Source organism: Roseovarius nitratireducens (genome assembly GCF_002925845.1).
GTDB lineage: Bacteria > Pseudomonadota > Alphaproteobacteria > Rhodobacterales > Rhodobacteraceae > Roseovarius > Roseovarius nitratireducens.
Genome location: NZ_PDNI01000043.1, coordinates 1 through 25,780 on the forward strand (window position 1 = coordinate 1; position 25,780 = coordinate 25,780).

At 64.8% G+C, this 25,780-nt stretch carries 21 protein-coding genes, 1 tRNA gene and 3 pseudogenes; 19 read left to right on the top strand and 6 right to left on the bottom strand.

Annotated features, from left to right (window positions below; all coding sequences use genetic code 11):
• The 8 genes and pseudogenes from CRJ03_RS08245 to CRJ03_RS08275 all read left to right on the top strand — a co-directional run.
• Positions 1-570, top strand: a 570-nt coding sequence (locus CRJ03_RS08245) for a pyridoxal phosphate-dependent aminotransferase (RefSeq protein WP_129590262.1), incomplete at its 5' end; no start/stop codon positions are given.
• 15 nt (positions 571-585) lie between these two features.
• Positions 586-2,565, top strand: a complete 1,980-nt coding sequence (gene tkt, locus CRJ03_RS08250; protein WP_104018417.1) for a transketolase — start codon at positions 586-588, stop codon at positions 2,563-2,565.
• Positions 2,566-3,037: 472 nt separating this feature from the next.
• Positions 3,038-3,226, top strand: a pseudogene (locus tag CRJ03_RS08255) (IS481 family transposase); the annotation flags it as partial.
• 167 nt (positions 3,227-3,393) lie between these two features.
• The gene (locus tag CRJ03_RS08260; RefSeq protein WP_104018418.1) at positions 3,394-4,812 is read left to right on the top strand and encodes an MATE family efflux transporter; all 1,419 of its coding nucleotides are present in this window, start codon (positions 3,394-3,396) and stop codon (positions 4,810-4,812) included.
• Positions 4,813-5,208: 396 nt separating this feature from the next.
• Positions 5,209-5,841 (top strand): cyclic nucleotide-binding domain-containing protein, encoded by a 633-nt coding sequence (locus CRJ03_RS08265; protein ID WP_104018419.1) that lies wholly within the window; start codon positions 5,209-5,211, stop codon positions 5,839-5,841.
• Positions 5,842-5,936: 95 nt separating this feature from the next.
• On the top strand, positions 5,937-6,074 hold the full coding sequence (locus CRJ03_RS19870) for a hypothetical protein (RefSeq protein WP_165375282.1): 138 nt from the start codon (positions 5,937-5,939) through the stop codon (positions 6,072-6,074).
• An 83-nt stretch (positions 6,075-6,157) separates the two neighbouring features.
• Complete coding sequence (locus CRJ03_RS08270) at positions 6,158-6,811, top strand: FecR family protein (protein ID WP_206018336.1); 654 nt, start codon at positions 6,158-6,160, stop codon at positions 6,809-6,811.
• A gap of 50 nt (positions 6,812-6,861) precedes the next feature.
• A complete protein-coding gene (locus CRJ03_RS08275; RefSeq protein WP_165375284.1) occupies positions 6,862-8,637 on the top strand; it encodes a CHASE2 domain-containing protein in 1,776 nt (591 codons plus the stop codon).
• A gap of 198 nt (positions 8,638-8,835) precedes the next feature.
• On the opposite strand, the gene CRJ03_RS08280 is transcribed toward CRJ03_RS08275, so the two are convergent.
• Positions 8,836-9,627: an IclR family transcriptional regulator gene (locus CRJ03_RS08280; RefSeq protein WP_104018422.1), complete on the bottom strand. Its 792-nt coding sequence runs from the start codon at positions 9,625-9,627 to the stop codon at positions 8,836-8,838.
• Between the two features lie 171 nt (positions 9,628-9,798).
• Between CRJ03_RS08280 and CRJ03_RS08285 the strand changes: the two genes are divergently transcribed.
• The 7 genes from CRJ03_RS08285 (at position 9,799) to CRJ03_RS08315 (ending at position 18,190) form a co-directional block, all read left to right on the top strand.
• Positions 9,799-11,316, top strand: coding sequence for an ABC transporter substrate-binding protein (locus CRJ03_RS08285; RefSeq protein WP_104018423.1), 1,518 nt, complete (start codon positions 9,799-9,801; stop codon positions 11,314-11,316).
• 87 nt (positions 11,317-11,403) lie between these two features.
• Positions 11,404-12,321 (top strand): ABC transporter permease, encoded by a 918-nt coding sequence (locus tag CRJ03_RS08290; protein ID WP_104018424.1) that lies wholly within the window; start codon positions 11,404-11,406, stop codon positions 12,319-12,321.
• 1 nt (position 12,322) lies between these two features.
• Entirely contained in the window at positions 12,323-13,225 is a 903-nt protein-coding gene (locus tag CRJ03_RS08295) for an ABC transporter permease (RefSeq protein WP_104018425.1), read from the top strand.
• Positions 13,226-13,229: 4 nt separating this feature from the next.
• The gene (locus CRJ03_RS08300; RefSeq protein ID WP_104018426.1) at positions 13,230-14,228 is read left to right on the top strand and encodes an ABC transporter ATP-binding protein; all 999 of its coding nucleotides are present in this window, start codon (positions 13,230-13,232) and stop codon (positions 14,226-14,228) included.
• Complete coding sequence (locus CRJ03_RS08305; protein ID WP_104018427.1) at positions 14,225-15,220, top strand: ABC transporter ATP-binding protein; 996 nt, start codon at positions 14,225-14,227, stop codon at positions 15,218-15,220. The genes CRJ03_RS08300 and CRJ03_RS08305 overlap by 4 nt, the downstream gene beginning before the upstream one ends.
• Position 15,221: 1 nt before the next feature.
• Positions 15,222-16,805, top strand: coding sequence for a gamma-glutamyltransferase (locus CRJ03_RS08310; RefSeq protein WP_104018428.1), 1,584 nt, complete (start codon positions 15,222-15,224; stop codon positions 16,803-16,805).
• Positions 16,802-18,190, top strand: a complete 1,389-nt coding sequence (locus CRJ03_RS08315) for a M20 family metallopeptidase (RefSeq protein ID WP_104018429.1) — start codon at positions 16,802-16,804, stop codon at positions 18,188-18,190. The genes CRJ03_RS08310 and CRJ03_RS08315 overlap by 4 nt, the downstream gene beginning before the upstream one ends.
• 74 nt (positions 18,191-18,264) lie before the next feature.
• Here the strand turns inward: CRJ03_RS08315 and CRJ03_RS08320 are convergent.
• A pseudogene (locus CRJ03_RS08320) lies at positions 18,265-18,390 on the bottom strand (IS3 family transposase); the annotation flags it as partial.
• A 434-nt stretch (positions 18,391-18,824) separates the two neighbouring features.
• Here CRJ03_RS08320 and CRJ03_RS08325 point away from each other — a divergent pair.
• Positions 18,825-19,015, top strand: a pseudogene (locus tag CRJ03_RS08325) (ATP-binding protein); the annotation flags it as partial.
• Between the two features lie 136 nt (positions 19,016-19,151).
• Here the strand turns inward: CRJ03_RS08325 and hemE are convergent.
• Positions 19,152-20,198, bottom strand: a complete 1,047-nt coding sequence (gene hemE / locus CRJ03_RS08330) for a uroporphyrinogen decarboxylase (protein WP_104018430.1) — start codon at positions 20,196-20,198, stop codon at positions 19,152-19,154.
• Between the two features lie 96 nt (positions 20,199-20,294).
• On the opposite strand from hemE, the gene hemC reads away from it, so the two are divergent.
• Entirely contained in the window at positions 20,295-21,242 is a 948-nt protein-coding gene (gene hemC, locus CRJ03_RS08335; RefSeq protein ID WP_104018431.1) for a hydroxymethylbilane synthase, read from the top strand.
• A gap of 6 nt (positions 21,243-21,248) precedes the next feature.
• On the opposite strand, the gene CRJ03_RS08340 is transcribed toward hemC, so the two are convergent.
• Positions 21,249-22,676 carry an FAD-binding oxidoreductase gene (locus tag CRJ03_RS08340; RefSeq protein ID WP_104018432.1) on the bottom strand — a complete coding sequence of 476 codons (1,428 nt, stop codon included), beginning with the start codon at positions 22,674-22,676 and terminating at the stop codon, positions 21,249-21,251.
• A 100-nt stretch (positions 22,677-22,776) separates the two neighbouring features.
• Here CRJ03_RS08340 and CRJ03_RS08345 point away from each other — a divergent pair.
• Both CRJ03_RS08345 and CRJ03_RS08350 read left to right on the top strand, forming a co-directional pair.
• Positions 22,777-22,853, top strand: a tRNA-Met gene (locus tag CRJ03_RS08345).
• 420 nt (positions 22,854-23,273) lie between these two features.
• A complete protein-coding gene (locus CRJ03_RS08350; protein WP_104018433.1) occupies positions 23,274-23,525 on the top strand; it encodes an EF-hand domain-containing protein in 252 nt (83 codons plus the stop codon).
• A 28-nt stretch (positions 23,526-23,553) separates the two neighbouring features.
• On the opposite strand, the gene serB is transcribed toward CRJ03_RS08350, so the two are convergent.
• Positions 23,554-24,441 (bottom strand): phosphoserine phosphatase SerB, encoded by an 888-nt coding sequence (serB, locus tag CRJ03_RS08355; protein ID WP_104018434.1) that lies wholly within the window; start codon positions 24,439-24,441, stop codon positions 23,554-23,556.
• Between the two features lie 140 nt (positions 24,442-24,581).
• Positions 24,582-25,610, bottom strand: coding sequence for a tyrosine-type recombinase/integrase (locus CRJ03_RS08360; protein ID WP_104018435.1), 1,029 nt, complete (start codon positions 25,608-25,610; stop codon positions 24,582-24,584).
• Positions 25,611-25,780: the final 170 nt, after the last annotated feature.

The following is a 25,780-nucleotide window of genomic DNA, read 5'->3' on the forward strand; positions in this document are numbered from 1 at the left end:
GTGGCGGTGCTGTCGGACGAGATCTACAGCCGGATGCTTTATGGCGGGCGGGATCATGTCTCGCTCTTGCAATACCCCGAGATCCGCGACCGGCTCATCATGCTCGACGGCTGGTCCAAGACTTACGCGATGACCGGCTGGCGGCTGGGCTATGCGGTCTGGCCCGAGAGCCTTGTGGAGCATGTCACGCGGCTGTGCATCAACGATCATTCCTGCGTCAATGCCGCCGCGCAACATGCCGGGATCGCCGCGCTCACCGGGCCGCAGGACGCGGTGGACGAGATGATGCGCGCATTCGACGCGCGGCGGCGGCTGATCGTGGCGCGGCTGAATGCGCTGCCGGGGGTGCGCTGTACCGATCCGGGCGGGGCGTTCTATGCCTTTGCCAATATCCAAGGGACGGGGATGAGCGCGGGCGAGGCGCAGGACCGGTTTCTCGACGAGGCGGGGGTGGCGACCATCGCCGGCACGTCCTTTGGCGCGGAGGGCGCGGGGTTCCTGCGGTTTTCCTATGCCAACTCGATCGAGGCCATCGAGAAGGCGATTGATCGTATTCGTGCAATCCTCTGACAACGAGCCAAACCAATGACTGACATTCAATCAATGGCGCATGCCATTCGCTTTCTCGCCCTCGATTCGATCCTGAATGCGGGTGAAGGCCATCAGGGCGTGCCCCTCGGCATGGCCGAGATCGCCGCGACACTCTATGCCCGGCACCTCAAGGTTGATCCAAAGTCGCCGCTGTGGCCAGACCGGGATCGCGTGGTGCTGTCCAATGGGCATGGGTCGATGCTGCTTTACGCCTTGCTGCATCTTTCGGGATACGAGCATGTCACCACGGACGCGTTGAAGAGCTTCCGCCGTCTCGGCTCGGTCTGTGCCGGGCACCCGGAGATCGAGCAGAAGGCAGGGATCGAGATCACCACCGGCCTTTTGGGGCAGGGGATTGCCAGCGCCGTCGGCATGGCCGTGGCCGAGACCCGGCTGGCCGCGCGCTTTGGGCCCGCTCTGGTGGATCATCGCACCTGGGCCTTTGTCGGCGATGGCTGTTTGCAAGAGGGCGTGGGGCAAGAGGCGATCTCGCTTGCCGGTCACTTGCAACTGGGCAAGCTCACCTTCCTGTGGGACGACAACCATATCACCGATGACGGCGACACCGCGCTCTCGATCAGCGATGACGTGCCAGCCCGGTTCCGCGCCGCGAACTGGCATGTCGCAGAGGTCGACGGGCATGACATCGAGGCGATTTCGGCGGCGATGGACGCAGCACGCGCCGATGTGCGCCCGTCGCTCATCGCATGCCGGACCGTGATCGCGCGCGGCATTTCTCGGTTTCAGGGACAGCGCGGCGGGCACAGCGCGCCGCTGATCCCGACGGACGCAACTGAAGCGCGTTCAGCACTTGGCTGGGATCATCCGCCTTTCGTCATTCCCGAAGCTATTCGCGCGGATTGGGCCGCTGCGATGGCGCGCGGTGCGCGGGCTCATTCAGACTGGCGCAAGCGGTGTGATGGGCATCCCGAGGCCGCCGAAATCCAGCGCTGGATCGCGGGTGAGCTGACGTCGGAGTGGTCGGACACGATCCGCGGAATCCTTGAGTCACAGGCCGCCGACCGCGAGCCGCGCCCGACGATCACCTCCTCCGGTGACATCTGCGACGCGCTTGCCATACCGCTGCCCGAGAGCATGGTGCTCTGCGCCGATCTGGAGGCCCCCACCAATCACAAACGCCACCGCACCGCCTTTACCGCGACGGACCGGTCGGGGGACTATGTCCATTGCGGCGTGCGCGAGCATCTGATGGGCGCGATGTGCAACGGGATCGCGGCGCATGGCGGGCTGCGTCCGGTGAATGTCACCTATCTCGCCTTTGCGGATTACGAACGCCCGGCGATGCGCATGGCCGCGCTGATGGGCCTGCCCGCGCTCTTTGTGTTCAGTCACGATGGCATCGGGGTCGGGTCGAACGGTCCCACGCATCAACCCATCGAGGTTCTGGCGAGCTTTCGCTGCATGCCGAACATGCGCGTCTTTCGCCCCGCCGACGCGGTTGAAACGGCCGAGGCGTGGGACATCGCGATGCGCACCACCACTGGCCCGAGCCTCTTTGCACTGTCGAAACAAGCCGCCCGACAGGTGCGGACAGCGACCGACGAAAACCTGACCGCGCGCGGTGCCTATGTTCTGCACGAGGCCGAGGGTCCGCGGGACATTACGCTTCTGGCCACGGGAACCGAAGTCGGCCTTGCCGTTCAGGCGCGTGATGCGCTTGCCGAACAAGGTATTCATGCCGCTGTCGTCTCGATGCCCTGTTGGGAGCTCTTTGCGGAACAGGACCAGGCTTACCGGGAGGCCGTTCTGGGCGACGCGCCCCGCATCGGGGTCGAGGCCGCAATGCCCTTTGGCTGGGACACGTGGCTGCGACCGGCCGACAGGTTTGTCGGTATGTCGGGGTTCGGGACCTCGGATCACTCAGACACGCTTTATGCGCATTTCGGGATCACCGTAGAGCGCATCGTTTCCGAGGCATTGGAGATGACCCACGCTGACAAAACCGCGCAGTAAGTTTGGTGCCTTACGGACTCTGACGGTCAGCGCCGCGTGTTTCGCCGCGACTTGGGCAATGCCTCAATTGCTGGTCTGCCTCGCGGTGACCGTGATCCGGTCGCAGAGGTCTCGGGCTGCGGCAAGGCTGCGGGCGGTCACCATGGACATCTGCGGCAGGGATCATCGATTCCTGTGCCTAGGCGGGCAGTGCCCACGGGGTTCTCTAATCGCCATGGTCAAGCGCTTATTTCTCTGCGGTTCATCCTGCGCGCCGGGTTCCTTGGTTCTCTCCGCGGTCATCGCATGGGACACCTTCCTTCGCTGAACAGCGAGCGGTATCGACCACTGTCGACTTCATCAGCCTCTGGCTGGAGTCTGAGTATCAGTTAGAACGCCCGAGACACGACCTCAGGATGAGAATCCTTGGCCTCTTCGAGAGGCAAGATCACCGAAGTCTGAGTGACTGTATCGTCAAACGATATGGTCACACTTCCATTACGACAGCCACGATCAGCTGCGCGCACATCTCACAGACTTCATGGCAGCCTGCAATTCCGCCCGGCGTCTCAAGACGCTCAGCGATCTCACGCCCTACGAATACATCTGCAAAATCTGGACCTCAGAGCTGGATCGCTTCATCCTCGACCCAATCCACCAGGTGGCGGGACTGAACGCCTAGACGGCAGACAGGTTTCGTAGCGAGCGGTCTGGTTGGGTGGTCCCAACGTAAACTGAGGCTATCCGCCTATGATTTTGGCCTGTACACTAATCGAGTGCAAAGGGGAAATTATGCGGCCCCGGAATGCTTGCATGGTTGATGGCCGGCCCAACTAAGAGAGATTTGAGATGACGACCGAGAACAATGCGGTGTTCACCACTGGCAGCATTATGCGTCACGTGTCGGTTTCATCTTTTACGGCGAGCATCGGCCTGATGGCGATCTATGCGGTCGATCTGATCGACCTGATATTCATTTCGATGCTCGGGTATGAGGTGTTGGCCGCCGCAGCGGGCTATGCCAGCGCCCTCATGTTCTTTACCAGCGCTATCAATATCGGGGTGTCGGTCGCTGCGGGAGTCTTGGCATCGCGGTCAATCGGCTCGGGTGACAAGCTGGAGGCCCGGGAATACGCCACCAGTACAGCGATGTTTTCTGTGTTAACCTCCATCATCATACCGCTGATTCTATTGTCAAATATAAAGTTTTTCCTGGGGCTGCTGGGTGCCGAGGGCAAGGTGGCCGAACTGGCTGCAACCTATCTTTGGATAATCATCCCGTTTACGTGGGTATCGGGGCTGTCCATGGTCACCGTAACGGTCCTGCGAGGCTATGGTGAGAACCGGTTGGCGATGTTCCCATCGCTTTTCGGGGCGGTGACCAACGCCGTACTGGATCCAATCTTGATCTTTGGTCTGAATATGGGAATGGAGGGCGCGGCCTGGGCGACGGTGGCGGCACGGTTCGTGACGCTCGGCTTCGCGCTTTATCCGGCGATGCGCCGCCACAACGCCTTTGTCGCTCCTAAACTCAGGTTGCTCTGGCGTGATTACCAGCCGGTTTCATACTTCGCCTTTCGGGCTGTACTGACAAACGTGGCCACGCCAATCGGCACCGCGATCGTTACCCGCGAAATGTCGAAATTTGGCCCTGAGGCGGTCGCCGGCATGGCGGTGATCGGGAGGCTGACGCCGGTTGCATTTTCGGTGATCTGGGCGCTTGCGGGCGCCATCGGGCCGATAATCGGCCAGAATTTCGGCGCCGGCGACATGGAGAGGGTCAAGAGGGCTTATGTCGACGCTCTCAAGTTCGTTGCGATCTACGTGCTGTTCATCACCCTGGTCCTGCTGGTGTTCCGTGGCCCGATCGCCGCGCTGTTCGGTGCCGAGAACCTGACGAAGTCGCTGATATTCCTCTTCTGCTTCCCCTTGGCGCTTGCCTCCTTCTTCAATGGTGCGATTTTCGTCGCCAGTGCCTCGTTCAATACGCTGGGCCGCCCGTCTTATTCGACATGGCTGAGTTGGGGGCAGAACACCCTGGGCACCTGGCCCTTCGTCGTCGTTGGCGGTATGCTCCTCGGCGCGCAGGGAGTGTTGATCGGGCAGGCTATCGGGAGCGTCGTATTCGCTTCAATCGCGATATGGCTGGGCTGGCGGCTGATCAACAACCCGCCGGATAATCGCGGCGTGCTCCGCCACCATCACCCCGTGTTTGGTCATGGCAGCCTCATCGCGCATACTCTACACAAGCACGCGGGACACCGATGATCCTGACCGAGGCACGCGAGCGGGGCATGCAGGATTAGTCCAACACTTCCTTGCGGCGGCCCATGGTCCCGACGCGTTCAGACTGTCGCGCCCCTGACCTGCCACCCGACTTTCCGCCACGCGGGACCGGATCACAAGGATTTGTTGGTCCGCCCCCGAACCTTCTACCGCCCTTGGCGAGAGTTTTGCGGCTTCTGGTCCGCGTCGTGGTCCGATATGACAGCGGCCCGAAGGTCTGCGTTTCCGCCCGCGCCCGTGCTGCGACCATCATCTATTGACTATGAGTCGCGCCCCTTGACCTATATATTACCGCGAGGAAGCGGCAACGCCGCGGCATTGCCTGAACCAATTCATGATTGGACCCAAGCTCGACGGGCTCATTAGGAGAAAAAGTCAATGGAACCAATCACTGCACACCATATCATTCAGGCCGTTGGCTGGCTCGCTGTCGTATTGAAGGTGGCCACCTTCGCAACGAGTTCGATGATCCCGCTGCGGCTCCTGGCGATGGCGTCGTCCGTCTGCTTCATCATCTATAGCGGCGTGTTTCAGGTCTGGCCGCTTCTGGTGATCGAACTCACCTTGCTACCCATCAACGCCTATCGCCTCTATGAAATCATCGCACTGCGCAGGTTGGTGACGCATATGACGGACGAGTCGGAACCTGACTTCTCCGCCGCCATGGCGTATGGAAAAAAACGTGTCATCCAAGCGGGCAATGTCATTTTCACAAAGGGTGATCCGGTCGACTGCCTCTATTACTTGGCCGAGGGTCGCGTTGAAATTGAGGACCAGAATGTAACTGTGGCCGCAGGCAAGATTTTCGGCGAGATGGCTTTCTTCAATGCCAGTGCCGAGCGATCGGCGACGGTTCGGTGCCTGGAGGATACGGTTGTCTATGAACTCGACGAGAAACGCTTTACGCGATTGCAGTATGAAGACCCCAAGTTCGCCATGGCCGTGATGCGCACGGTCACCAAGCGGCTCGTCGCGAACGCCGCGCAAACGCAGGAGGCTCAACCCGCGTGATGTCGGGTGGAGCCCATGGTCCCGGCAAGGCATTTCCGCTTTGTCGCCGCGCCATGAGAGAGGCAGGGCTGACATCCCTGTCAAAGAGGCGATTCTTGGCCAAGCGGTGGGCGCTCGAAGATGCGGGATTGCTCAAGCTGGTTGGCGGGCACCATGCCGGGAAGACGATGAAGACCTTCACCCTGGCCATGCCAATGCCACTGGACGCTTTCGAAAATGTGCAAAGCCTGTGACCTGAGCAGGCGGGCAAGGCTGATGCTCTTGCAGAATGTCAGAACAGTAGACAACACGGGGTATGCCAGAGTTAGTATCCGGCATGATGTATAAGGTTCTTTTGATTCTGAAAAATTGCGGGACGCGTTGCGCCAGCGCCCTGGCGCTTTCATGCGCGATCTTGGCGACGCCCGGCGCGTCTTCTGCACAATCAGCCGACCAATGTCAGGTCACGCGGACTGCCGGCCGCGTGCTCGTTGAACGCGGTGACGACCGGGATCGTCTCACCGCCGGTGAGATGGTTCGATCGGGCGACAGGATCATCACGCGCCGCAGGGCGCAGGTGACGATCCGGTGCACCGGCGAAGTCGCCATCGTCGTGGGCGCACAAACCCGGATCGGACTAGACCGGCTGCTGCGCCCCGAGGGTGATGCAACGTCTACGTCGGGCATTGATGTTTTCCGCGGGATCGTGGGCTTTCTTCGTCCGGGCGGGCGGCGCGATGGCTTCGTCGTGCGAACGCCCTCCGCCGTGGCGGCCGTGCGTTCTACGGAATGGACGATCGAAGTTGACGACAACGCAACAGCGGCCTTCGTGCGCGACGGCGTCGTTCTTGTAGGCTTCGCCGAGGACACTGTTCGCCTCACGCCCGGCGATGGGGTAGACGTGGCTGCGGATGGCAGCGGCGGCCCGGTCAAGCAATGGGGCCAAGGCCGGATTGACGGGCAGTCCGAACGCTTGGGGCCCGATTGGTAGGCGTAGGCCCGTGGCGTCGGCGGGTCGTTCCGGCCCTTGTGGCGCTTCTGGTGATCGCCACAGTTCTCTGGCATCCGGGCGAGCGGGCGGGCATAGTGGGAGCGCTCGAAGGGCAACTTCTTGACGCACGGGTCACGCTGCGCGGCCCGTTGCCACCGCCCAAAGGCGTGGCGGTCATATTGATCGACGATACTGACATCGGCCAGATTGGGCAGTTCCCGCCGCCAAGATCGGTGCTTGCTTCGGCCATCGACGCCGCGCGCGCGCAAGGCGCCTCGGCCATCGTGCTGGACCTGCTGCTGGCCGACCCTACCCCTGGGGATGACGCGCTGAATGCGGCGCTGGCGCGCCCGGGTCCGGTCGTGCTTGCGACCGCACGCGGCGGGCCACCCTTCGTGGACGACGCGCTGGCCCACGCCATCGACCGCAGCGCTGTGGAGGCCGCCGTCTCCGCAACATCTGGCGCTCTGGAAATGCCGATTGGGCCGCTGCCAGCCTTTGCGGCATCCTCGACGCTCGGCCATGTCAACCTTGCGCTTGAGCCGGATGGAAAACTGCGTCGATTGCCCGCCGCACTACCCTTCGTCGCGGTCGACGGCGGCGCATGGATCCCTGGATTGGCACTGGCCTCACTTCGCGCCGCCGACCCCGAGCGGTTCACGCCAATTGTGCTGCGCGGCGCGCGCGCGGGCGGGACGATCAGCCTCGGGCGAACCACCGTACCGCTCGACCAGTTCGGCGCAATCCCGCTCGTGTTTTATGGCGACACCGGAGCCGTACCGACATGGCCTCTGCGCGATCTCGACCAGGCAAACCTTGAGGGGCGGATCGTCTTTCTCGGCGTCTCGGCACAGGGCGCACGGGACCGCTACCCCACGCCCTTCGATCCGGCCATGCCGGGGGTCGAGGCCCACGCAACACTCGCCGCCAACCTGATCGAAGGCCGCACACTCCGGCGCGACCATGTGGCCTGGGCCCTCGGCGGGATGCTCGCCCTCATCGTGGCGGGCATCGCCTATCCCGCGGCCCGCCAGCGCGCCCGCTTCGTTCTGCCCGCTCTGACCGCCCTCGCCCTCGCCACCTGCGTGGCCCTGCAAGTGGCATTCCTGGCGGGCTGGTGGCTCGATGCGACGACCGTGCTGATCTGTTTCACGCTTGCGGCGGGCCTCGGTATCGCGGTGCAGGCCGTGAAGCACGCCCGCCACGCGCGCAACCTTGCGCAGTACCACGCCCCAAGTCTGCGCAGCTCGCTCGCCGAAAGTGATCTCTCCGCCCTCACGGGCCGCCAGATGAACGCCGCGGCCCTGTTCGTTGACCTCTCGGGCTTCACCGGCCGCAGTGAAAAGATCGGACCGAAAGGCACGGGCGATCTGCTGGACCAGTTCCACCAACGGATTGCCCGGCTGGCCGCCGTGCATGGCGGCGTGGTAGATCAAATCGTCGGGGATGCCGCGCTGGTGACCTTCGGCCTGCCTGAACCCGCGCCCGGCGACGCCGCGGCGGCGCTTTCCTTTGCGGCGGATGTTACGCAAACCCAGGACGATCCGGCGCATTCACTGCGTCTTGGCGCGCATTACGGGCCGGTCGAGGTGCGCGCGCTCGGCGGCGCGGACCATAGCCATGTCACGATGGTAGGGGATGCGATGAACGCCGCCAGCCGATTACAGGAGGTGGCCAAGGGCGCCGGTGCGCGGATTGCCATATCGGACACGCTGCTACAGCAAAGCGGCACGCCCGCTCGCTGGATCGACGAACTCGCCCTGCGCGACCTTGGCCCGGTGGAACTCCGAGGACGCAAGATGCTTCTTCATGTTTGGGTAAGCTAAACCGGCGGTCCGGTGGGGATCGGTCGACCTTATCGACGGCGCCGCGCCCTGGTCAAAAAGAGCCGCGTGACTGCTCCAGCCCGAGGGGTGCACTCCAGAGCCAGGTGAACCCCAGTTCCTACACCACGCCACTGGACACCACTTGCCCCCATGTATCCACCATAATTGAGCGCCTCTTCGTGCTTGACGAGTAGATTTTCAGTCCCAACCCGCATGATGCGCGTGGAATGCAGGGGAGATAGCGTTGGCGGTGTCCTGCAGCTTGGGCAGGATGTCGGCCACTATGCGCTCGCGCGTCCATGTATGGGCGGAAACCGAGCATTGCACGGCCGCGAATGCGCGTCCGTCATGACCGATTATCGGGCTGGCGACGCCGATTTCGTTAAGGATCATCTGACCGGTCGAAATCGCATAGCCATCTCTGGCGGACTCCTTGATACTGCTGGCGATCTGTGCGCGGTCGAGCGTCGTGCTGGGCGTGAAGGGGATGATGGGCCATGTCTCGATCGCCTTTTGCCTTTCCTCTTCGGGGAATGTCGCGAGCATTGAGCGTCCGGCGGATGTCGAGAGCGCCGGTAGGCGGCGGCCGATGATGGTGGCCGCGAAATAGGTGCGTTTGCAGGGCAGTCGGCTGACATAGATGATGTGGTCGCCGGAGATTTCGGCGAGGTTCACTGTCTCGCCCAGGTCCTGGCTCAAGCTGATGAGCTTGGGCATGGCCTGCCCGATGAGCGGATCGGACCAGTAATATGCATAGGCCATTTGCAGCCACGCATGTGAGGGGCGAAAGCGGCGCGTGACCGAATTCTTGTCGAGCATGCCCTCGACATGCAGCGTGTTGGCGAGGCGCTGCGTGGCGCTCTTGTCGAGGCCGGTCCGCTGCGCCAGTTCTGCGAGCGACAACTCGGTATGGCCCTCGTCGAAGGCGCGCAACAGGCGCAGCCCCTTGGCGAGAGAGCCGACATAGAGCGTATCCTGCTTTGTTTTCATAAGCCTCTCACAAAATGTTCCCGGGTCCCCGATGCGGGGCTTGACGCTATACGTGATGTTCGCGTTAATGGATCACATGGCGATTATAAGTATCATAATATGATACGTCAACAAAATACCAATTTCACGCGCCTCGCCATATCGGCGCGCGACCAAAATAGGGAGAGAGACATGAAACAGTCCTCTTTGAGACATACCCTCGCTGGTTTGGCCATCGTCGCGGCCTCGGGTGCGGCATATGCGGAAAAGGCCAACGACACCCTGCGCGTGGCGTTCACCAAGGAGCTCGAGAACGTCGACAGCTACTTCAATTCCTCCCGTGAGGGCGTCGTGCTGCAACGCGCGGTGTGGGATGGCCTGATCTATCGCGATCCGATCACCAACGAGTATTCCGGAAACCTCGCCACGTCGTGGGAATGGATCGACGACCTGACGCTGGAGCTGAAACTGCGCGAGGGCGTGAAGTTTCACAACGGCGAGCCGTTCAACGCCGATGACGTGGTCTACACGGTCAATTTCGTCGCCAGGGAAGAGAACGGCGTAAAGACGCAGCGCAACGTGAACTGGATGAAATCGGCCGAGAAGGTCGACGATTACACTGTGCGCATCCACCTCAAGGACAAGTTCCCGGCGGCCATCGAATTCCTTTCCGGCCCCGTCTCGATGTATCCCGACGAGTATTACGCCGAGGCGGGCCCGTCGGGCATGGGACTGAAGCCCGTGGGCACCGGCCCCTACAAGGTGGTGTCGGTCACGCCGGGGCAGCATTTCGTTCTGGAGAAGAACGAGAATTACCATGACAGCCCCAAGGGCCAGCCCGAGATCACCAATATCGACATCCGCACCATCCCGGACGTCAACACGCAGATGGCGGAGCTGTTCAGCGGCTCGCTCGATCTGATCTGGCAGGTGCCTGCGGACCAGGCGGAGAAACTGGCGGAGATGGATCAGTTCACCGTCACCAACGAGTCGACCATGCGGGTGGGGTATCTCTCGATGGATGCCGCCGGGCGCTCGGGCGACACGCCGTTCACCAACCTCAAAGTGCGCCAAGCCGTCAACCACGCGATCAACCGCGAAGAGCTGGTGGCGGCGCTGCTCAAGGGTAAATCAAAGGTCGTCTGGACGCCGTGTTTCCCCAGCCAATTCGGCTGCGTGGAAGAGGCCGCGACACAGTATGAATACGACCCCGAGAAGGCCAAGGCCCTGCTGGCCGAGGCGGGCTACCCCGACGGGTTCACGACCGAGTTCTACGCCTATCGTGATCGGGAATATGCCGAGGCGATCCTGAGCTATCTGAACGCGGTTGGCATCAAGTCAGACTTCAAGTTCTTGCAGTACTCTGCACTGCGCGAGTTGAACATGACCGGCGATGTGCCGCTGGCGTTTCTGACCTGGGGCAGCTTCTCGGTCAACGATGCCTCGGCGATGGTCAGTCAGTTCTTCAAGCATGGCTCGCTTGACGATGCGCGCGACGATCAGGTGCTGGCCGATCTCGAAGTGGCCGACAGCGCGACCGATCCCGACACCCGGGTGGAGCATTACACCAAGGCCATCGAGCGGATCACCGAGCAGGCTTATTGGGCGCCGATGTTCTCGTACAACACCAACTACGTGTCCACCAAGGAGGTGGAATACACGCCGACCGCCGACGAGGTGCTGCGCTTCACCACGATGGGGTGGAACTGATCCACGCCGACTGAACCGGGGGGGCGCGTCCGCGGCCCCCCGCCCTCAGCGCATCCAGCGACCTGCCAGAAATCGAGGGGCCTTCCCGTGCTCTTATTCATCCTGAAACGACTTGGCCTTGCCGTTCTGGTGGCCTTTACCGTGTCCTTCATCAGCTTCAGCCTGCTGTTCATGGCGGGCGATCCGGCCGCCGCGCTGGCGGGCGAGACCGCGAGCGGCGAGGATATCGAGGCGATCCGAAAGCTCTATGGCTTTGATCGCCCGATGTTGGTGCAATATGGCGACTGGCTGGTCTCGGCGCTGCAATTCGATTTCGGGGAAAGCTATTATTTCCGCCTGCCGGTGTCGTCGCTGATCGTCGACCGGCTGGGCGTGACCATGACGCTGGGGGTTTGCGGGATCACCTTCGCGCTGCTGACAGCCGTGCCGCTGGGCGTGGCCGCCGCGATCCGCCCCAATTCGATCATCGACCGGGTGGCGCTGTTCCTGTCGGTGGCGGGACAGGCGATGCCAAGCTTCTGGTTCGGCCTGATCCTGATCGTGATCTTCGCCATCAAGTTGGGATGGCTGCCGCCCTCGGGCGCATCGACACCGGCGCATTTCATCATGCCGACCATCGTGCTGGGTTATTACGCGATGCCCGCGATCATGCGGCTGACGCGGGCGGGGATGCTCGACGTGCTGTCCTCGGATTATATCCGCACCGCGCGGGCCAAGGGCGCGCCGGAGGGGCGGGTGCTGTTCCGCCATGCGCTGCGCAACGCGATCATCCCGGTGGTGTCGCTGGCGGCGGTGCAGATGGGCTTCATGCTGGGCGGCTCGATCGTGGTCGAGTCGATCTTTGCGCTGCATGGCGCGGGGTTCCTCGCGTGGGAGAGCATCGCGCGCAACGACCTGCCGACGGTGCAGGCGCTGATCCTCGTCTTCTCGATGTTCTACATTGTCTTCACCTTCCTGGCCGATGTGCTCAATGCCTGGCTCGACCCCCGTATGCGGAGCAGCTGAGATGACCCAATTCGATACTCAGGATCCCATTTTGGCAGAGATCACCGGCCCAACGCCCGGTCAGATGCTGCGCAAGCGCGTGTTCGGCCATCAGGGGCTGATGATTGGCGCGGGTGTACTGGTGATCCTGGCTTTGATCGCGGTTTTCGCGCCGCTGCTGGCCCCGCATGACCCCTATGCCCAAAGCCTGATGACCCGGATGGAGCCGCCAGTGTTTCTGGGTGGCGATTGGGAGCATCCGCTGGGCACCGATCACCTGGGGCGCGATTACCTGTCGCGGCTGATCTACGGCGCGCGCGTGTCGCTGATGATCGGGGGGATCGCGGCGCTCATTTCGGGTGTGATCGGCACCGCGATGGGGGTGGCCGCCGGCTATTTCGGCGGGCGCGTGGACATGGTGGTGACGTTTCTCATCAACGTGCGGCTGGCGATGCCAGTGGTTCTGGTGGCGCTCGCGGTGGTGGCGATCCTTGGCGGATCGCTCCAAGTGGTGATCGTGGTGCTGGGGCTCTTGCTCTGGGACCGGTTCGCGGTTGTGATGCGGGCCTCGACCCTACAGGTGCGGGGGCGGGAATACGTGGCCGCCGCGCGCGCCATTGGCGCCTCGACCCCGCGCGTGATCCTGTCCGAAATCATGCCCAATATCGCCAATAACCTGATCGTGGTGGTGACGCTGGAAATGGCGCATGCGATCCTCTTGGAGGCGGCGCTGTCCTTCCTCGGGCTGGGCGTTCAGCCGCCCACGCCAAGCTGGGGTCTGATGGTGTCGGAGGGCAAGAACATGATGCTGTTCGAGCCGTGGATGGTGCTTATCCCCGGGGCCGTGCTGTTCATCCTCGTGCTGGCGATCAACCTGATGGGCGACGGTCTGCGCGACGTCACCGCCCCCGAAAACCGGAGCTGAGACCATGGAGAACCCCCTGCTGAGTGTGCGCAACCTGATGCTGGATATTCCCGTGGGCGGCGGCACCCTGCACGCGGTGCGCGGCATCGATTTCGACCTGATGCGCGGCGAGACGCTGTGCATCGTTGGTGAGAGCGGGTCGGGCAAGTCGCTGACCTCGCTGGCGCTGATGGGCCTTTTGGGCAAGACCATCCTGCGCAGCGCCGACCGGATGGATTTCGACGGTACGGACATCCTGACCGCCAAGCCGCGCGCCATGCGCGCGCTGCGCGGCGATCGCATGGCGATGATCTTTCAGGAACCGATGACCTCGCTCAACCCGGCCTACACGATTGGCGATCAATTGACCGAGGCGCTGCTCTTGCACAAATCTGTCGACCGCGAGGCGGCGCGGGAGCGGGCCGTGGAATTGCTGGAAAAGGTCGGGATCACCGCCGCCCGCAGCCGCCTGGGCCAGTATCCGCATCAATTGTCGGGTGGTTTGCGGCAGCGGGTGATGATCGCAATGGCGCTGATGTGCGAGCCGGAACTGATCATCGCGGACGAGCCGACGACCGCGCTCGACGTGACCATTCAGGCGCAGATCCTGCGGCTGCTCTATGATCTGGGGCGTGAAATGAACATGGCGATGATCCTCATCACCCATGATCTGGGCGTGGTCGCGCGAGTCGCCGACAAGGTGGCGGTGATGTATGCGGGCGAACTGGTCGAGACCGGCCCCGCGAAAGACGTGTTCAACGCCCCGTCGCACCCTTATACGCGCGGGCTGCTGCGCTGCATCCCGCAGCCGGGCAAGACCGAGCGGGGCAGCACGCTTGGCACCATTCCGGGCATCGTGCCGTCGCTGATCGGTGACGTGGAAGGCTGCGCCTTTCGCACCCGTTGCCCCTATGCCGAGGCCCAATGCCGGGCCGAGATCCCCCGCCACGAGACCGGCACGCATGCCTTTCGCTGCATTCACCCCGACGGCGCACGCCACGCCGAAGAGGAGGTTCCCGCATGAGCACGCAATCCCCCGCCGTTCTGGAATTGCGCGGCGTGACCAAGACCTACCGCGTCAAGCAGGGCCTCTTTGGCACCGCGCGGCCTCTGACGGCGGTTAATGACGTGTCGCTCTCGCTGCCGCGTGGCGAGGTGCTGGGGCTGGTGGGCGAGTCGGGCTGTGGCAAGTCCACGCTGGCCAAGATCCTGCTGGGGCTGGAGGCGCCCACGGCTGGGCAGGTCCTGGTCGATGGCGAAGAGATCGGCGCGCAGGACCGCATGACGCTGGCGCGGCGGATTCAGCCGATCTTTCAGGATCCCTATTCCTCGCTCAACCCGCGAAAGAGCATCTTTGATATCGTGTCGCTGCCCTTGCGGGTGCACGGGATCGGCGACCGGGCGCATTGGGAGAAGGAAGTGCGCTCGATCCTCGATATCGTGGGCCTGCCCGCGCGGGTGATGAACACCTTTCCCAGCCAGATGTCGGGCGGGCAGCGGCAGCGCGTGGCGATTGCCCGCGCGCTGATCATGAAGCCCGAGATCGTGATCTGCGACGAGCCCACCTCGGCGCTGGATGTGTCGGTGCAGAGCCAGATCCTGAACCTGCTGGGCGATCTGCGCCGCGAGTTCGGGCTGACCTATCTGTTCATCAGCCACGACCTGGCGGTGGTGGAGCACCTGGCGACGCGGGTCGCGGTGATGTATCTGGGCCGGATCGTCGAAGAGGCGGATGTGGCGGGCTTGTTCGACGAGGCGCGCCACCCCTACACGCAGGCCCTGCTCAAGTCGGTGCTGACGCCAGAGCCGGGGCTGGGCGTGCCCGACACGCAGCTTGGCATGGCCTATCCCAACCCCATCGACCCGCCCTCGGGCTGTCATTTTCATCCGCGCTGCCCGATGGCGACCGATCTGTGCAAGACCACCGCACCGCGCGCCGTAGAGACCTCGGCGGGGCGAGTGGAGTGCCACCTGCACGACCCGCAAAGCCCGATGCACAATCCAAAGGCGGCGTGACATGTCGGTGAACCTGTCGCGCACGGCGACCACGACCAAGACCGTCATCGAAACCGAACACGGCATCGTCGCAGCGCAGCACCGGCTGGCCGCGCAGGCGGGGGCCGAGGTGCTGGCGGCGGGGGGCGATGCGGTGGACGCCGCGATCGCCACCTCCTTTGCCATCGGCGTACTGGAGCCGTGGATGAGCGGCCCGGCGGGGGGCGGCGCGCTGATGCTGTGGCGCGCCGAGGAGGGCCGGGCACAGGCGCTGGATTACGGGATGCGCGCGCCGGCAGGGCTCGACCCCGCCGATTATCCGCTGACGGGCAAGGGGGTGGCGGGCGATCTTTTCCCGTGGGAGCAGGTCGAGGGCGATCGCAACGTGCAGGGCGCGACCGCCGTGGCGGTGCCAGGGCTGGTCGATGGCATGGGGCGGCTGCATGCCCGCCATGGCCGGATGCCCTGGGCCGATCTGCTGGCCCCTGCCATCGCCCATGCGCGCGAGGGAATGCTGGTGGATTGGTATGCCGCGCTGATCATCGCCTCGACCACGCGGGAACTGGCCAAGGACAGCGATGCAGCGGCGCTGTTTCTCGAGGACGGGCAGTGGCCCACGATCTCGGGCTGGACGGCGCTGGCGGAAAAGCGGTTGGATCAGGCGCGCATGGCCGACAGTCTCGATCAGATCGCGCGGCACGGGGCGCGGGCGCTTTACGACGGCGATCTGGGTGTGGCAATGGCCGCCGACATGCAGGCCAAGGGCGGCAGCCTGAGCCATGACGATCTGCGCGGCTATGAGGCGGTGTTCCGCGATCCGCTGCGTGTCGCCTATCGCGGCGCGCGCTTCGATGTGCCGCCGGGTTTGACCGCCGGGCCGACCTTTGCCCATGCCCTGCGGGTGATGGAGGGCCGGGAGATGGGTGCTGCGCCCGGCGCCGAAGCCTTTGCCGCCTATGCCGACGGGTTGAACGCGGCCTATGCCGAGCGGCTGGAGACGATGGGCGACAGCGGAGAGAGCGAGACGCATGAGGGCTGCACCACGCATTTCTCGGTGGTGGACCGGGACGGCAACATGGTGGCGCAGACGCAGACGCTGTTGTCGATCTTCGGGTCGCGGGTGGTGTCGCCCTCGACCGGGTTCACCATGAACAACGGGATCATGTGGTTCGACCCGGTGCCGGGGCGACCCAATTCGCTGACCCCCGGCAAGCGCTGCCTGATGAATGTCTGCCCCATCCTGGGCGACGCAGGCGGGGCGCGGTTTGCCTTCGGCGCATCGGGCGGGCGCAAGATCGTTTCGGCGATGGTGCAGCTGGCGTCCTTCGTCGCGGATTACGGGATGGCGATCGGCGCGGCCTTTCATCATCCGCGCATCGACGTCTCTGGCGGCGCTGCGGTGGTCGCCGACGAGACCCTGCCGCCCGAGGTGCTGGCGCGCCTGCGCGCCGAGCATGTCGTGCACACCACCCGGCGCAGCCCGTTCCCCTATGCCTTTGCCTGCCCTGCGGGGGTGATGCGGCGCGGTCGTGTGAACACCGGCTGCACCGAGATCATGTCACCCTGGGGTGACGCCGTTTCAGAAGAACAGACAGGACCATCATGACCAGAGATGCCGCGATCACCACGACTTCAGATTATTTCGACGACGGCCGGTTTCAGACCGACCTGGCCGATCTGGTGGCCTATGAGACCGAGAGCCAGAACCCCGATCAGGCCTCGGAACTGCTGCGCTATCTGAACGAGGCGATGTTGCCACGGCTGACGGGCATGGGCTTTGCCTGTGCCATCCACGATAATCCCGCACCGGGGGCGGGCCCGCTGCTGGTGGGGGAACGGCACGAGGGCGACGACCTGCCCACGATCCTGAGCTATGGGCATGGCGATGTGATCCGCGCGCAGACCGATCAGTGGCGCGAGGGGCTGCATCCGTTCAAGCTGGTCGAGGAGGGTGACCGGCTCTATGGGCGGGGCACCGCCGACAACAAGGGGCAACACCTGATCAACATCGCGGCGATGGAGGCGGTGATCGCGGCGCGCGGGCAGTTGGGGTTCAATTGCCGGATCGTGATCGAGACCGGCGAGGAAACCGGATCGCCGGGGCTGCACGATTTCTTTGCGGCCCACAAGGACGCGCTGAAGGCCGATGTGCTGATCGCCTCGGACGGGCCGCGTCTGCAGCCCGAGACGCCCACCATGTTCATGGGCTCGCGCGGGGGGGTCACATTCGATCTGGTGGTGGACCTGCGCGAGGGGGCGCATCATTCGGGCAATTGGGGGGGGCTCTTGGCCGATCCAGCGATGATCCTGGCGCAGGCGCTCTCATCCATCACCGATGCGCGCGGGCAGATCCGCATTCCCGAATGGCGGCCCGACAGCCTGAGCAACAGCGTGCGTGCGGCGCTTGGCGGCCTGCCCATCGAGGGCGGCGACGGCCCGGCGATCGACCCGGATTGGGGCGAGGAAAGCCTGACCCCCGCCGAGCGCGCCTATGGCTGGAACAGCTTTGCCATCCTCGCGATGAAGAGCGGCGTGCCGGAGGCCCCGGTCAACGCCATTTCGGCCCATGCGCGCGCGACCTGTCAGTTGCGTTACGTGGTGGGCACGACACCCGAGGACATTCTGCCCGCGCTGCGGCGGCATCTGGATGCGCAGGGGTTCGAGGCGGTTGAGATCGTGCCGCATGATCGCGGGTTTTTCCGGGCGACGCGGCTCGACCCGGATCATCCTTGGGTCAGGTTCACCGCCGCCTCACTGGAGCGGACATCGGGGCAGGCGCCGCATGTGCTGCCCAACCTCGCGGGGTCGCTGCCCAATGACGCCTTTGCCGAGATACTCGGGCTGCCCACGGTCTGGGTGCCGCATTCCTATCGCGGCTGTTCACAGCACGCGCCTGACGAGCATGTCCTGAAACCCGTCTGCCGTGACGCGCTGCGGCTGATGGCGGGGCTGTTCTGGGATATCGGCGAAAGGAACCGCAAGCTAGGCTAGCGGCGGGATGAGCCCGCGGCGGGCATCGCGACGCGCGGCGCGGCTGACGTCGAGGTGGCGCAGCAGGTGCTGGCCGAGATGCTCTCGCTGTCATCCAGCGTCTCCTCGACAACCCGCAGCTTTTCGGCAGAACTCCAGCGGCGCCGGCGGCCACCATCCGTGATGATTTCAACTTCAGACATCAGCACGTGCTTAGGGATATGCCTAAGCCTCCTAGTTCAGGCCCAGGTGTTCGGTCGAAAATGGGGCCAGCTCAGCGCGCCGACCGGCATGCCGAGCAACTCGAGACCATGGAGAGAACCCTTGAGGCCCAACGGCCGATGCTCGAGGCAGCGGCGCGACGGGCGCTTATGAGGAGGACTAGATTGGAGCCTGTCCGCCTATCGTCGAGTACGGCCGGGAGTTCTAGGCGCGGGCGGCTGAGGAGCTGGCGCTGTCACCGGACGGCTCGGTGATCGCAGAGATGCTGGCGGACTACGCTGTAATGCGGGAACAGGCGCGAGTGCGCGAACGGTCGGAGGCATGGCGTTGACCGGCCGATGTTGCTACTCGACCACTGGATAAAATGGCCGCCCCCAGTCCTCATTCGGGTTGTCCATCATCAGGTCCACGAAGACCGGGTGCAGGAAGGCGAGTATCGCAGCGCTATGAGCGCGGTGCCACCCTGATCACCAGCAACCTGCCCTTCGAGAAACCTTCGGGTCCGAGCGCCTCACCGGCGCTCTCCTGGATCGACTGACCCATCATGTCCACATCCTCGAGATGCACGGCGAAAGCTACCGGCTCGCGCAAAGTCGCGCCCGAAAGGCCAGCGGCGAAGGTTGATCCCTCCAATTGAATGGCCCCTGACGGCGCCATGCCGGTCCGAGCGCCCGCCAAATGGCCCGGTTTTACGCCGCCGTTGACAAATCAGTGGGTCGCAGGTTCGAATCTTGCACGGCTCACCACTGAACCCAGAGACTTAGCCGCGCACCGCGTCGATCATCCGCTGCACGTTATCGGGGTCGGCATCGGGCGTGATGCCGTGGCCGAGGTTGAAGATGTGCGGGCCGCCCGACAGCGCTGCGACGATGCGGCGGGTGTCGCGGATCATCTCCTCGCCGCCCGTGACCATATGCGACGACTTTAGGTTGCCCTGCACGCAGCCATCCACCTGAACATGCTCGGCCACCCATTCGGCGCTCACTGAATCGTCCACCGCGACGCAATCGGCCCCGGTTTTCGCGTGGAAGCCGATATACTTCTCTCCCGCCTCGCGCGGGAAGGCGATGACTGGAATGCCGGGGTGCCGCGCCTTGAGCGCGGCGGTGATGCGGCGGGCGGGGTCGGTAGCGTAGCGGTCGAAATCTGCGCCCTTGAGCGATCCGGCCCAGCTGTCGAATATCTTGACCACCTCGGCGCCGGCCTCGATCTGCGCCGAGAGGTATTCGATCGTCGCCTCGGTGAGCCGCTCCATCAGCGCGTCGAACACCGCGCGATCGCTGTCTTTCAGCGCATGGGCGGGCCCCTGGTCGGGCGTGCCGCGACCGGCGATCATGTAGGTGGCCACGGTCCACGGCGCCCCGGCAAAGCCGATAAGCGCCACCTCCGGCGACAGCACGCCCGACAGGTTACGCACCGTCTGGTAGATCGGTGCGAGCGTCTCATGGATGTCGGCCGCAGGCTTCAGCCGGTCGAGCCCCGCCCGGTCGGTGATGGTCGAGAGCCGCGGCCCTTCGCCGGTCGCGAACCACAGGTCAGCCCCCAGCGCCTGCGGCACCAGCAGGATGTCGGCAAACAGGATCGCCGCGTCGAAGCCGTAGCGCCGGATCGGCTGCAGCGTCACCTCGGTCGCCAAGTCGCTGTTGTAGCACAGCGACAGGAAATCCCCAGCCTCGGCCCGGGTCGCGCGATACTCCGGCAGGTAGCGGCCCGCCTGCCGCATCATCCAGATGGGCGGGGTGGGCAGCGTCTCGCCTGCGAGCGCGCGCAGGATCGGTTTGGTCTTGGGCGGGGTCGTGTCGGGCATGGTGTCCTCCGTTTCGGGTGTGGTCTCCCTGACAGCGTGCGTTGTCAAGCTGCGGTGCGCTTGCCACGCCGGTTTGTCGCGACTAAACCCGCTGGCATGACACAGGATCTGCCCTCCCCGACCCGCCCTCTCAAGATCGGCACGCGCGGCTCGCCGCTGGCGCTGGCGCAGGCGCACGAGACGCGCTGCAGGCTGCAGGCTGCGTTCGACCTGCCCGAGGAGGCGTTCGAGATATCGGTGATCAAGACCACCGGCGACCGGGTGCAGGACAGACCGCTCAAGGAGATCGGCGGCAAGGGGTTGTTCACCCGCGAGATCGAGGATGCGCTCCTGACGGGCGGTATCGACATCGCGGTGCACTCGATGAAGGACATGCCGGTGCTGCAACCGGCCGGGCTCACGCTCGACACCTACCTCCCGCGAGAGGATGTACGCGACGCGTTTGTCTCACCCGGTGCAAGCGGCCTTGGCGACCTGCCCGAGGGCGCACGCGTCGGCACCTCGTCGCTGCGGCGGCGGGCGCAAGTTCTGGTGGCGTACCCGCATCTCGAGGTGGTGGAGTTTCGCGGCAACGTGCAGACGCGGCTGCGCAAGCTCGACGAGGGCGTGGCGGCCTGCACCTTCCTGGCCATGGCCGGGCTCAACCGGCTGGACCGCGCCGACGTGGCCACGGCCGCGATCGCGCCCGAGGTGATGCTTCCGGCGGTGGCGCAAGGCGCCATCGGCATCGAGCGGCGCGAGGACGACAGCCGGGTGGCGGCGATGCTCGAGGCGATCCACGATCCGTTCACCGGCCAGCGCCTCGCCGCCGAGCGCGCCTTTCTCGCCGCGCTCGACGGATCGTGCGAGACGCCGATCGCGGGGCTGGCCGAGATCGATGGCGGCACGCTGCGCCTGCGCGGCGAGATCCTGCGCCCCGATGGTAGCGAATCCCACGCCGACGACGCCAGCGCCCCGGTTGAGGATGGCGCGGCGCTGGGGGCCGAGATGGCCGCGGGGCTGCTGGCGCGGGCGGGGCCCGGCTTCTTCGACTGGCGCGGCTGAGGCCGGTCAGCCGCCGGGCAGCAGCTTGCCGGGATTGAGGATGCCGTTGGGGTCGAGCGCCGCCTTGATGGCACGCATCGTCTCAAGCGCCACCGGGTCCTTGTGCGCCGCCATCGCCCCCAGCTTGGACAGGCCGATCCCGTGCTCGGCGGAGAAACTGCCGCCAAGCGCCGTGGCCTCGGTCTCGACGGCGCGTGACAGTTCGGCACAGAGTGCGGGATCAGCGCGCGACGGCCAGCCCACGAAATGCAGGTTGCCATCGCCCAGATGGGCGACGCCGGTGATCTCGATCCCGGGATCGAGCGCGCGGCAGGCCGCCTCGGCGCGCGCAACCAGCGTGGCCACACGGTCGGTGGCCACCGCGATATCGCCCTCCACCACCGGGCTGCGCGCGCGCAGGACATATGCCGACGCCTCGCGCCGCGCCCACATCTCGGCGCGCTGCGCCTCGCTCTGCGCGACAACGGCATCGTGGATATGCCCCGCCTCCCACAGCGCGGCCAGCACCGCCTCCAGATGCGCGGCGAGCGGCACCTGCCCGGCCTCATCCGGGGTCACGTCGCGCGGCGCCCGCGCGCCCAGTTCCACCAGCACGTTGACCTCGTGCATGGTGTCAAACGGCGGGCGCATCTCGGGAAAGCGATTCAGGAGCGCGCGCAGAAAGCTCGCGGGCATGTATTCGAACGCCTCGACCGCGCCGCCGGTCTCGTCCTGAAGCCGGTTGAGCAGGCCAAGCGCCGCGTCGAGCGAGGGCAGCGCAACCATTGCCGTGGCTTGCGCGCGCGGGCGCGGGACAAGCCGCAGCATCGCGGCGGTGATGATCCCCAGCGTGCCCTCGGCCCCGATCAACAGATGGCGCAGGTCATAGCCCGAGTTGTTCTTGTGCAGCGCGCCCATCAGGTTCATCACCTCCCCCGTCGGCGTCACCGCCTCGATCCCGAGGCACAGGTCGCGCGTGTTGCCGTGGCGCAGCACGTTGGCCCCGCCCGCGTTGGTCGACAGCACCCCGCCCACCATCGCCGAGCCGCGCGCGCCGAAGCTGAGCGGAAACATGAGATCATGCGCGGCGAGCGCGGCATTCAGCGCCTCGATCACCACCCCCGCCCCCACCGCGGCCACCCGCGCCGCCGGGCGGATTTCGCGTATCTCTGACAACCGGTCGAGCGACACCATCAGTGCGCCCTCGGCCGCCGTGCCCTTGACGAGGTTGGTGTTGCCCGACACCGGCACCAGCGGCAGCAGGTGCCGGTTCGCTAGCCGTACCAACGCCGCCACCTCGCCCGTATCGGCGGGCCGCGCCACTGCCAGCGGCTGCCAGCGCATGTGTCCTGCCCAATCCCCCGACCAGCGCGCGGCCTCGTCGCCGCACAGCACATGTGCCGGGCCGATGAGGCGGGCGATCTCGTCGAGCGGGGGCGGGGCGGCATCATCCATACTAGCGAGTGTGCGTCATCCGCGCTGCGCCCACAAGTTTAACGCCGCGCATTTTCCGCCTTGACGCTTCGGCACCGCTGGCATACCTAGCCCGCGGTCCGGCGGAGTAGCTCAGGTGGTTAGAGCAGCGGAATCATAATCCGCGTGTCGGGGGTTCAAGTCCCTCCTCCGCTACCATCGACCCCCCGATATTTACGACCTGTGAGGGAGCCGATCCGGCCAAGGACCTCCGCCTCGATCCCGCCATCGTGGATCACCACACTATCCATTCGTGCGCGGGATCAGGACGGGCGATCATGCCTGCTACTGCGGTGGCCTGAGTCGGGCGAATCGATCCTCGGCGATGTTCCACCTACCGGCGCGGCCCGGCATTTCGAGCGGCGGTTCGCCTGACACGGTCAGGCACGCGCGCGGCTTTCCGCGCGATGCGGCGGGGCAGCGAAGGCCCGCCGATGCCACTTGTCGATTCTGGCTGATTTTCGCATGTTTTTCAGGATCTTCTCAGTGCATCGCGACAATCGCCGAGGCGCGTTTCATGGTCCGCTCACGGTGGCGCAACGGCGCTGCCTGGAAACCTGAAACGAAAGGATGATCGAGATGACCAAGACAACGCTTGCCACAGGCTTCGCCCTGACGCTCGCCCTGCCTTCCATCGCGCAGGCGGCCGAGTTCACGAGCGCGGATGCCAATGGGGATGGCTACGTCACCATGTCCGAATTCCAGAAGGCCATGCCTGAAGCCACGGCAGACGCCTTCATGGAGGCCGACGCCAATGCCGATGGCGCGCTCAGCGAGGAAGAGTTTGCCGCCGCGCAGGACGCGGGTGTCCTGCCGTCAAGCGAAGGCTGATCTTTCCGTTCCCCCCCGCCGGGGCGGGCTATTGCCCGTCCCGGTCAGGTGCGACGAACTCTTCCCGCGCGTAACCCTGAAGATAGAGCAGCGCGGTCAGGTCTCCGTGATGGATGCGGATATCGCATTGCGCGGCCACCGAGGGCTTGGCATGGAGCGCCACGCCCGTCCCCGCGCGGTCCAGCATGCCGAGGTCGTTGGCCCCGTCGCCCACGGCGATCACATCCGCCTCCGATATCCCGAGCCGCGTGGTGATCTCGGCCAGCGCCGCGACCTTGGCCTCGCGCCCGAGGATGGGCCGGGCGACATCACCGAGGAGCCGCCCGTCCTCCGCCAGCAGCGTGTTGGCGCGGTGCTCGTCGAAGCCGAGGCGCTTGGCGATCGCCTCCGTGAAGGCCGTGAACCCGCCTGAAACGAGCGCTGCGTGGCCGTCATGCGCGCGCATCGTCGCGACCAGTTCGGCGCCGCCGGGCATGAGCGTGATCCGCTGTTCCAGCACTTCGGCGATCACCGTCTCCGGCAGGCCCTTGAGTAGAGCGACCCGTTCCAGCAGAGCGCCCTCGAAATCCAGCTCGCCATTCATCGCGCGCGCGGTGATGTCGCGGACATGCGCGCCGACGCCCGCCACCTCGGCCAGCTCGTCGATGCATTCCTGTCGGATCATGGTGCTGTCCATGTCCGCGAGGAGCATCTTCTTGCGTCGCCCCTCGGCGGGCTGAACCACAAGGTCCACGCCCTGAACCTGTAGGTTCCGCCAGACCTCGGCGCGGTTGCCGGGCAGGTGGGGCAGGGCAAATTCCGCCGCCTCGTCGGGGGCGAGCCAGATTGCGTCGCCGCCGCCCCACGCATCGCGGAGCGCATGGACAAGTGCGGGGTCGAGCGCCCCGGCGGCGGCGATCAGGGTGGCTGTGAACATGGGGGCAGTTTCCGGTCGTAGACGCGCAGTGTCGCATTTTTTCACTCAAGCGGCGTTCTAGCGTCATTTCTGCACTTGCGAAAGGCCTCGCTTGGCCGTAATCCCGTCGGTGGGACACCCCTCCCAACGAGGGGTTGCAGTCATTGCGATTTTCCCTTTCTTTTTCCTGCTCTTACATCATCCGCGATCACGCCCTGTGTCAGTTTTGTGCCAAACAGGGCATTGGTGACGGTGCGGTCCTTCATGGCGTGGGCATAGGTGCGCAGAACCGTGGTCGCGTCCTTCCAGCCGCCGCGCTCGGCCACGGTCTTGGGGTCAAAGCCCAAGTGCAACATGGACGTGGCGAACCCATGGCGGCAACAGTGCGGGGTCAGCCGCTCGATGCCTGCCCGCTCGCACACGTTGTTCCATGGTCCCCTGACACTGCCCCGGCCCGAGTAGCCGAACACCAGCTCGTCAATTTTGTGGTTGGAAGGGATGTTCGCAATCGCGGCCACCACGTCAGGCGGCAGATGCGCGGTGCGGCTCCATGGCGTCGGCTTCAACAGGTGCAGCGTTGCAGTCGCATCGGCTAGATCAACATTTTGCCACGTCAGGCGGCAGGCTTCCCCGACGCGCGCCGCGGTGCCGAACATGAACATGCAGAGCGCGCCAAGGTGCGGTAGCCCGTCGCTCTTGGCCTGCTCATGGAAGGCGAGAACCCACTCGATTGTGGCCGGTGTTTTCGTCTCGGGATTTTCGGTGAACCGCTTCACGGATATACGCTGGCACCAGCCTAATTCCGCCGCGTAGTTGATCGCCGCCTGCGTGGGCTTGATCACCTGCCGATTCCATGTCGGCTCCGTGGCATGAGGATATATCCGCCGCGCCGCCTGCCGGATCGTCTCGGGCCGAACCTGTTCAACTGGTGTATCCTTCCAGTGCTCAGCCAGCTTCAACAGGAACCTCTCGGGCTTCTGAGCGTCCAGATAGGCGGTGAACACCTGCGACATGGTCAGCCCCGCGCCCGGTCCATCGAAACGACGCTGCCACGCCTTGTGCTCGATTTCTGCCGCGATCCGCTCCGCGATTTTTCTGTCAGTCGTTTTTGTAGAGCCGCGAAGTCGCCGTCCGGAAACTGTCCCTCGGTAGTGCCAGAAGTCGCCGCGCTTGTAGAGTTCGATTGGCATGGCCTCGACGCCTCCAGAATGGTTTCCACGTCCTCGGGCAACAGGATCATGGCTTTTCCTATGATCCGGCAAGCCCCAAGCGCCCGCGCCAGCCTTCGCAACTCCCGCTCGGAAACGTCGATATGCGCTGCCAGATCGGCAGGCGTGACGTGATCGGGAAGCAGAGCGGC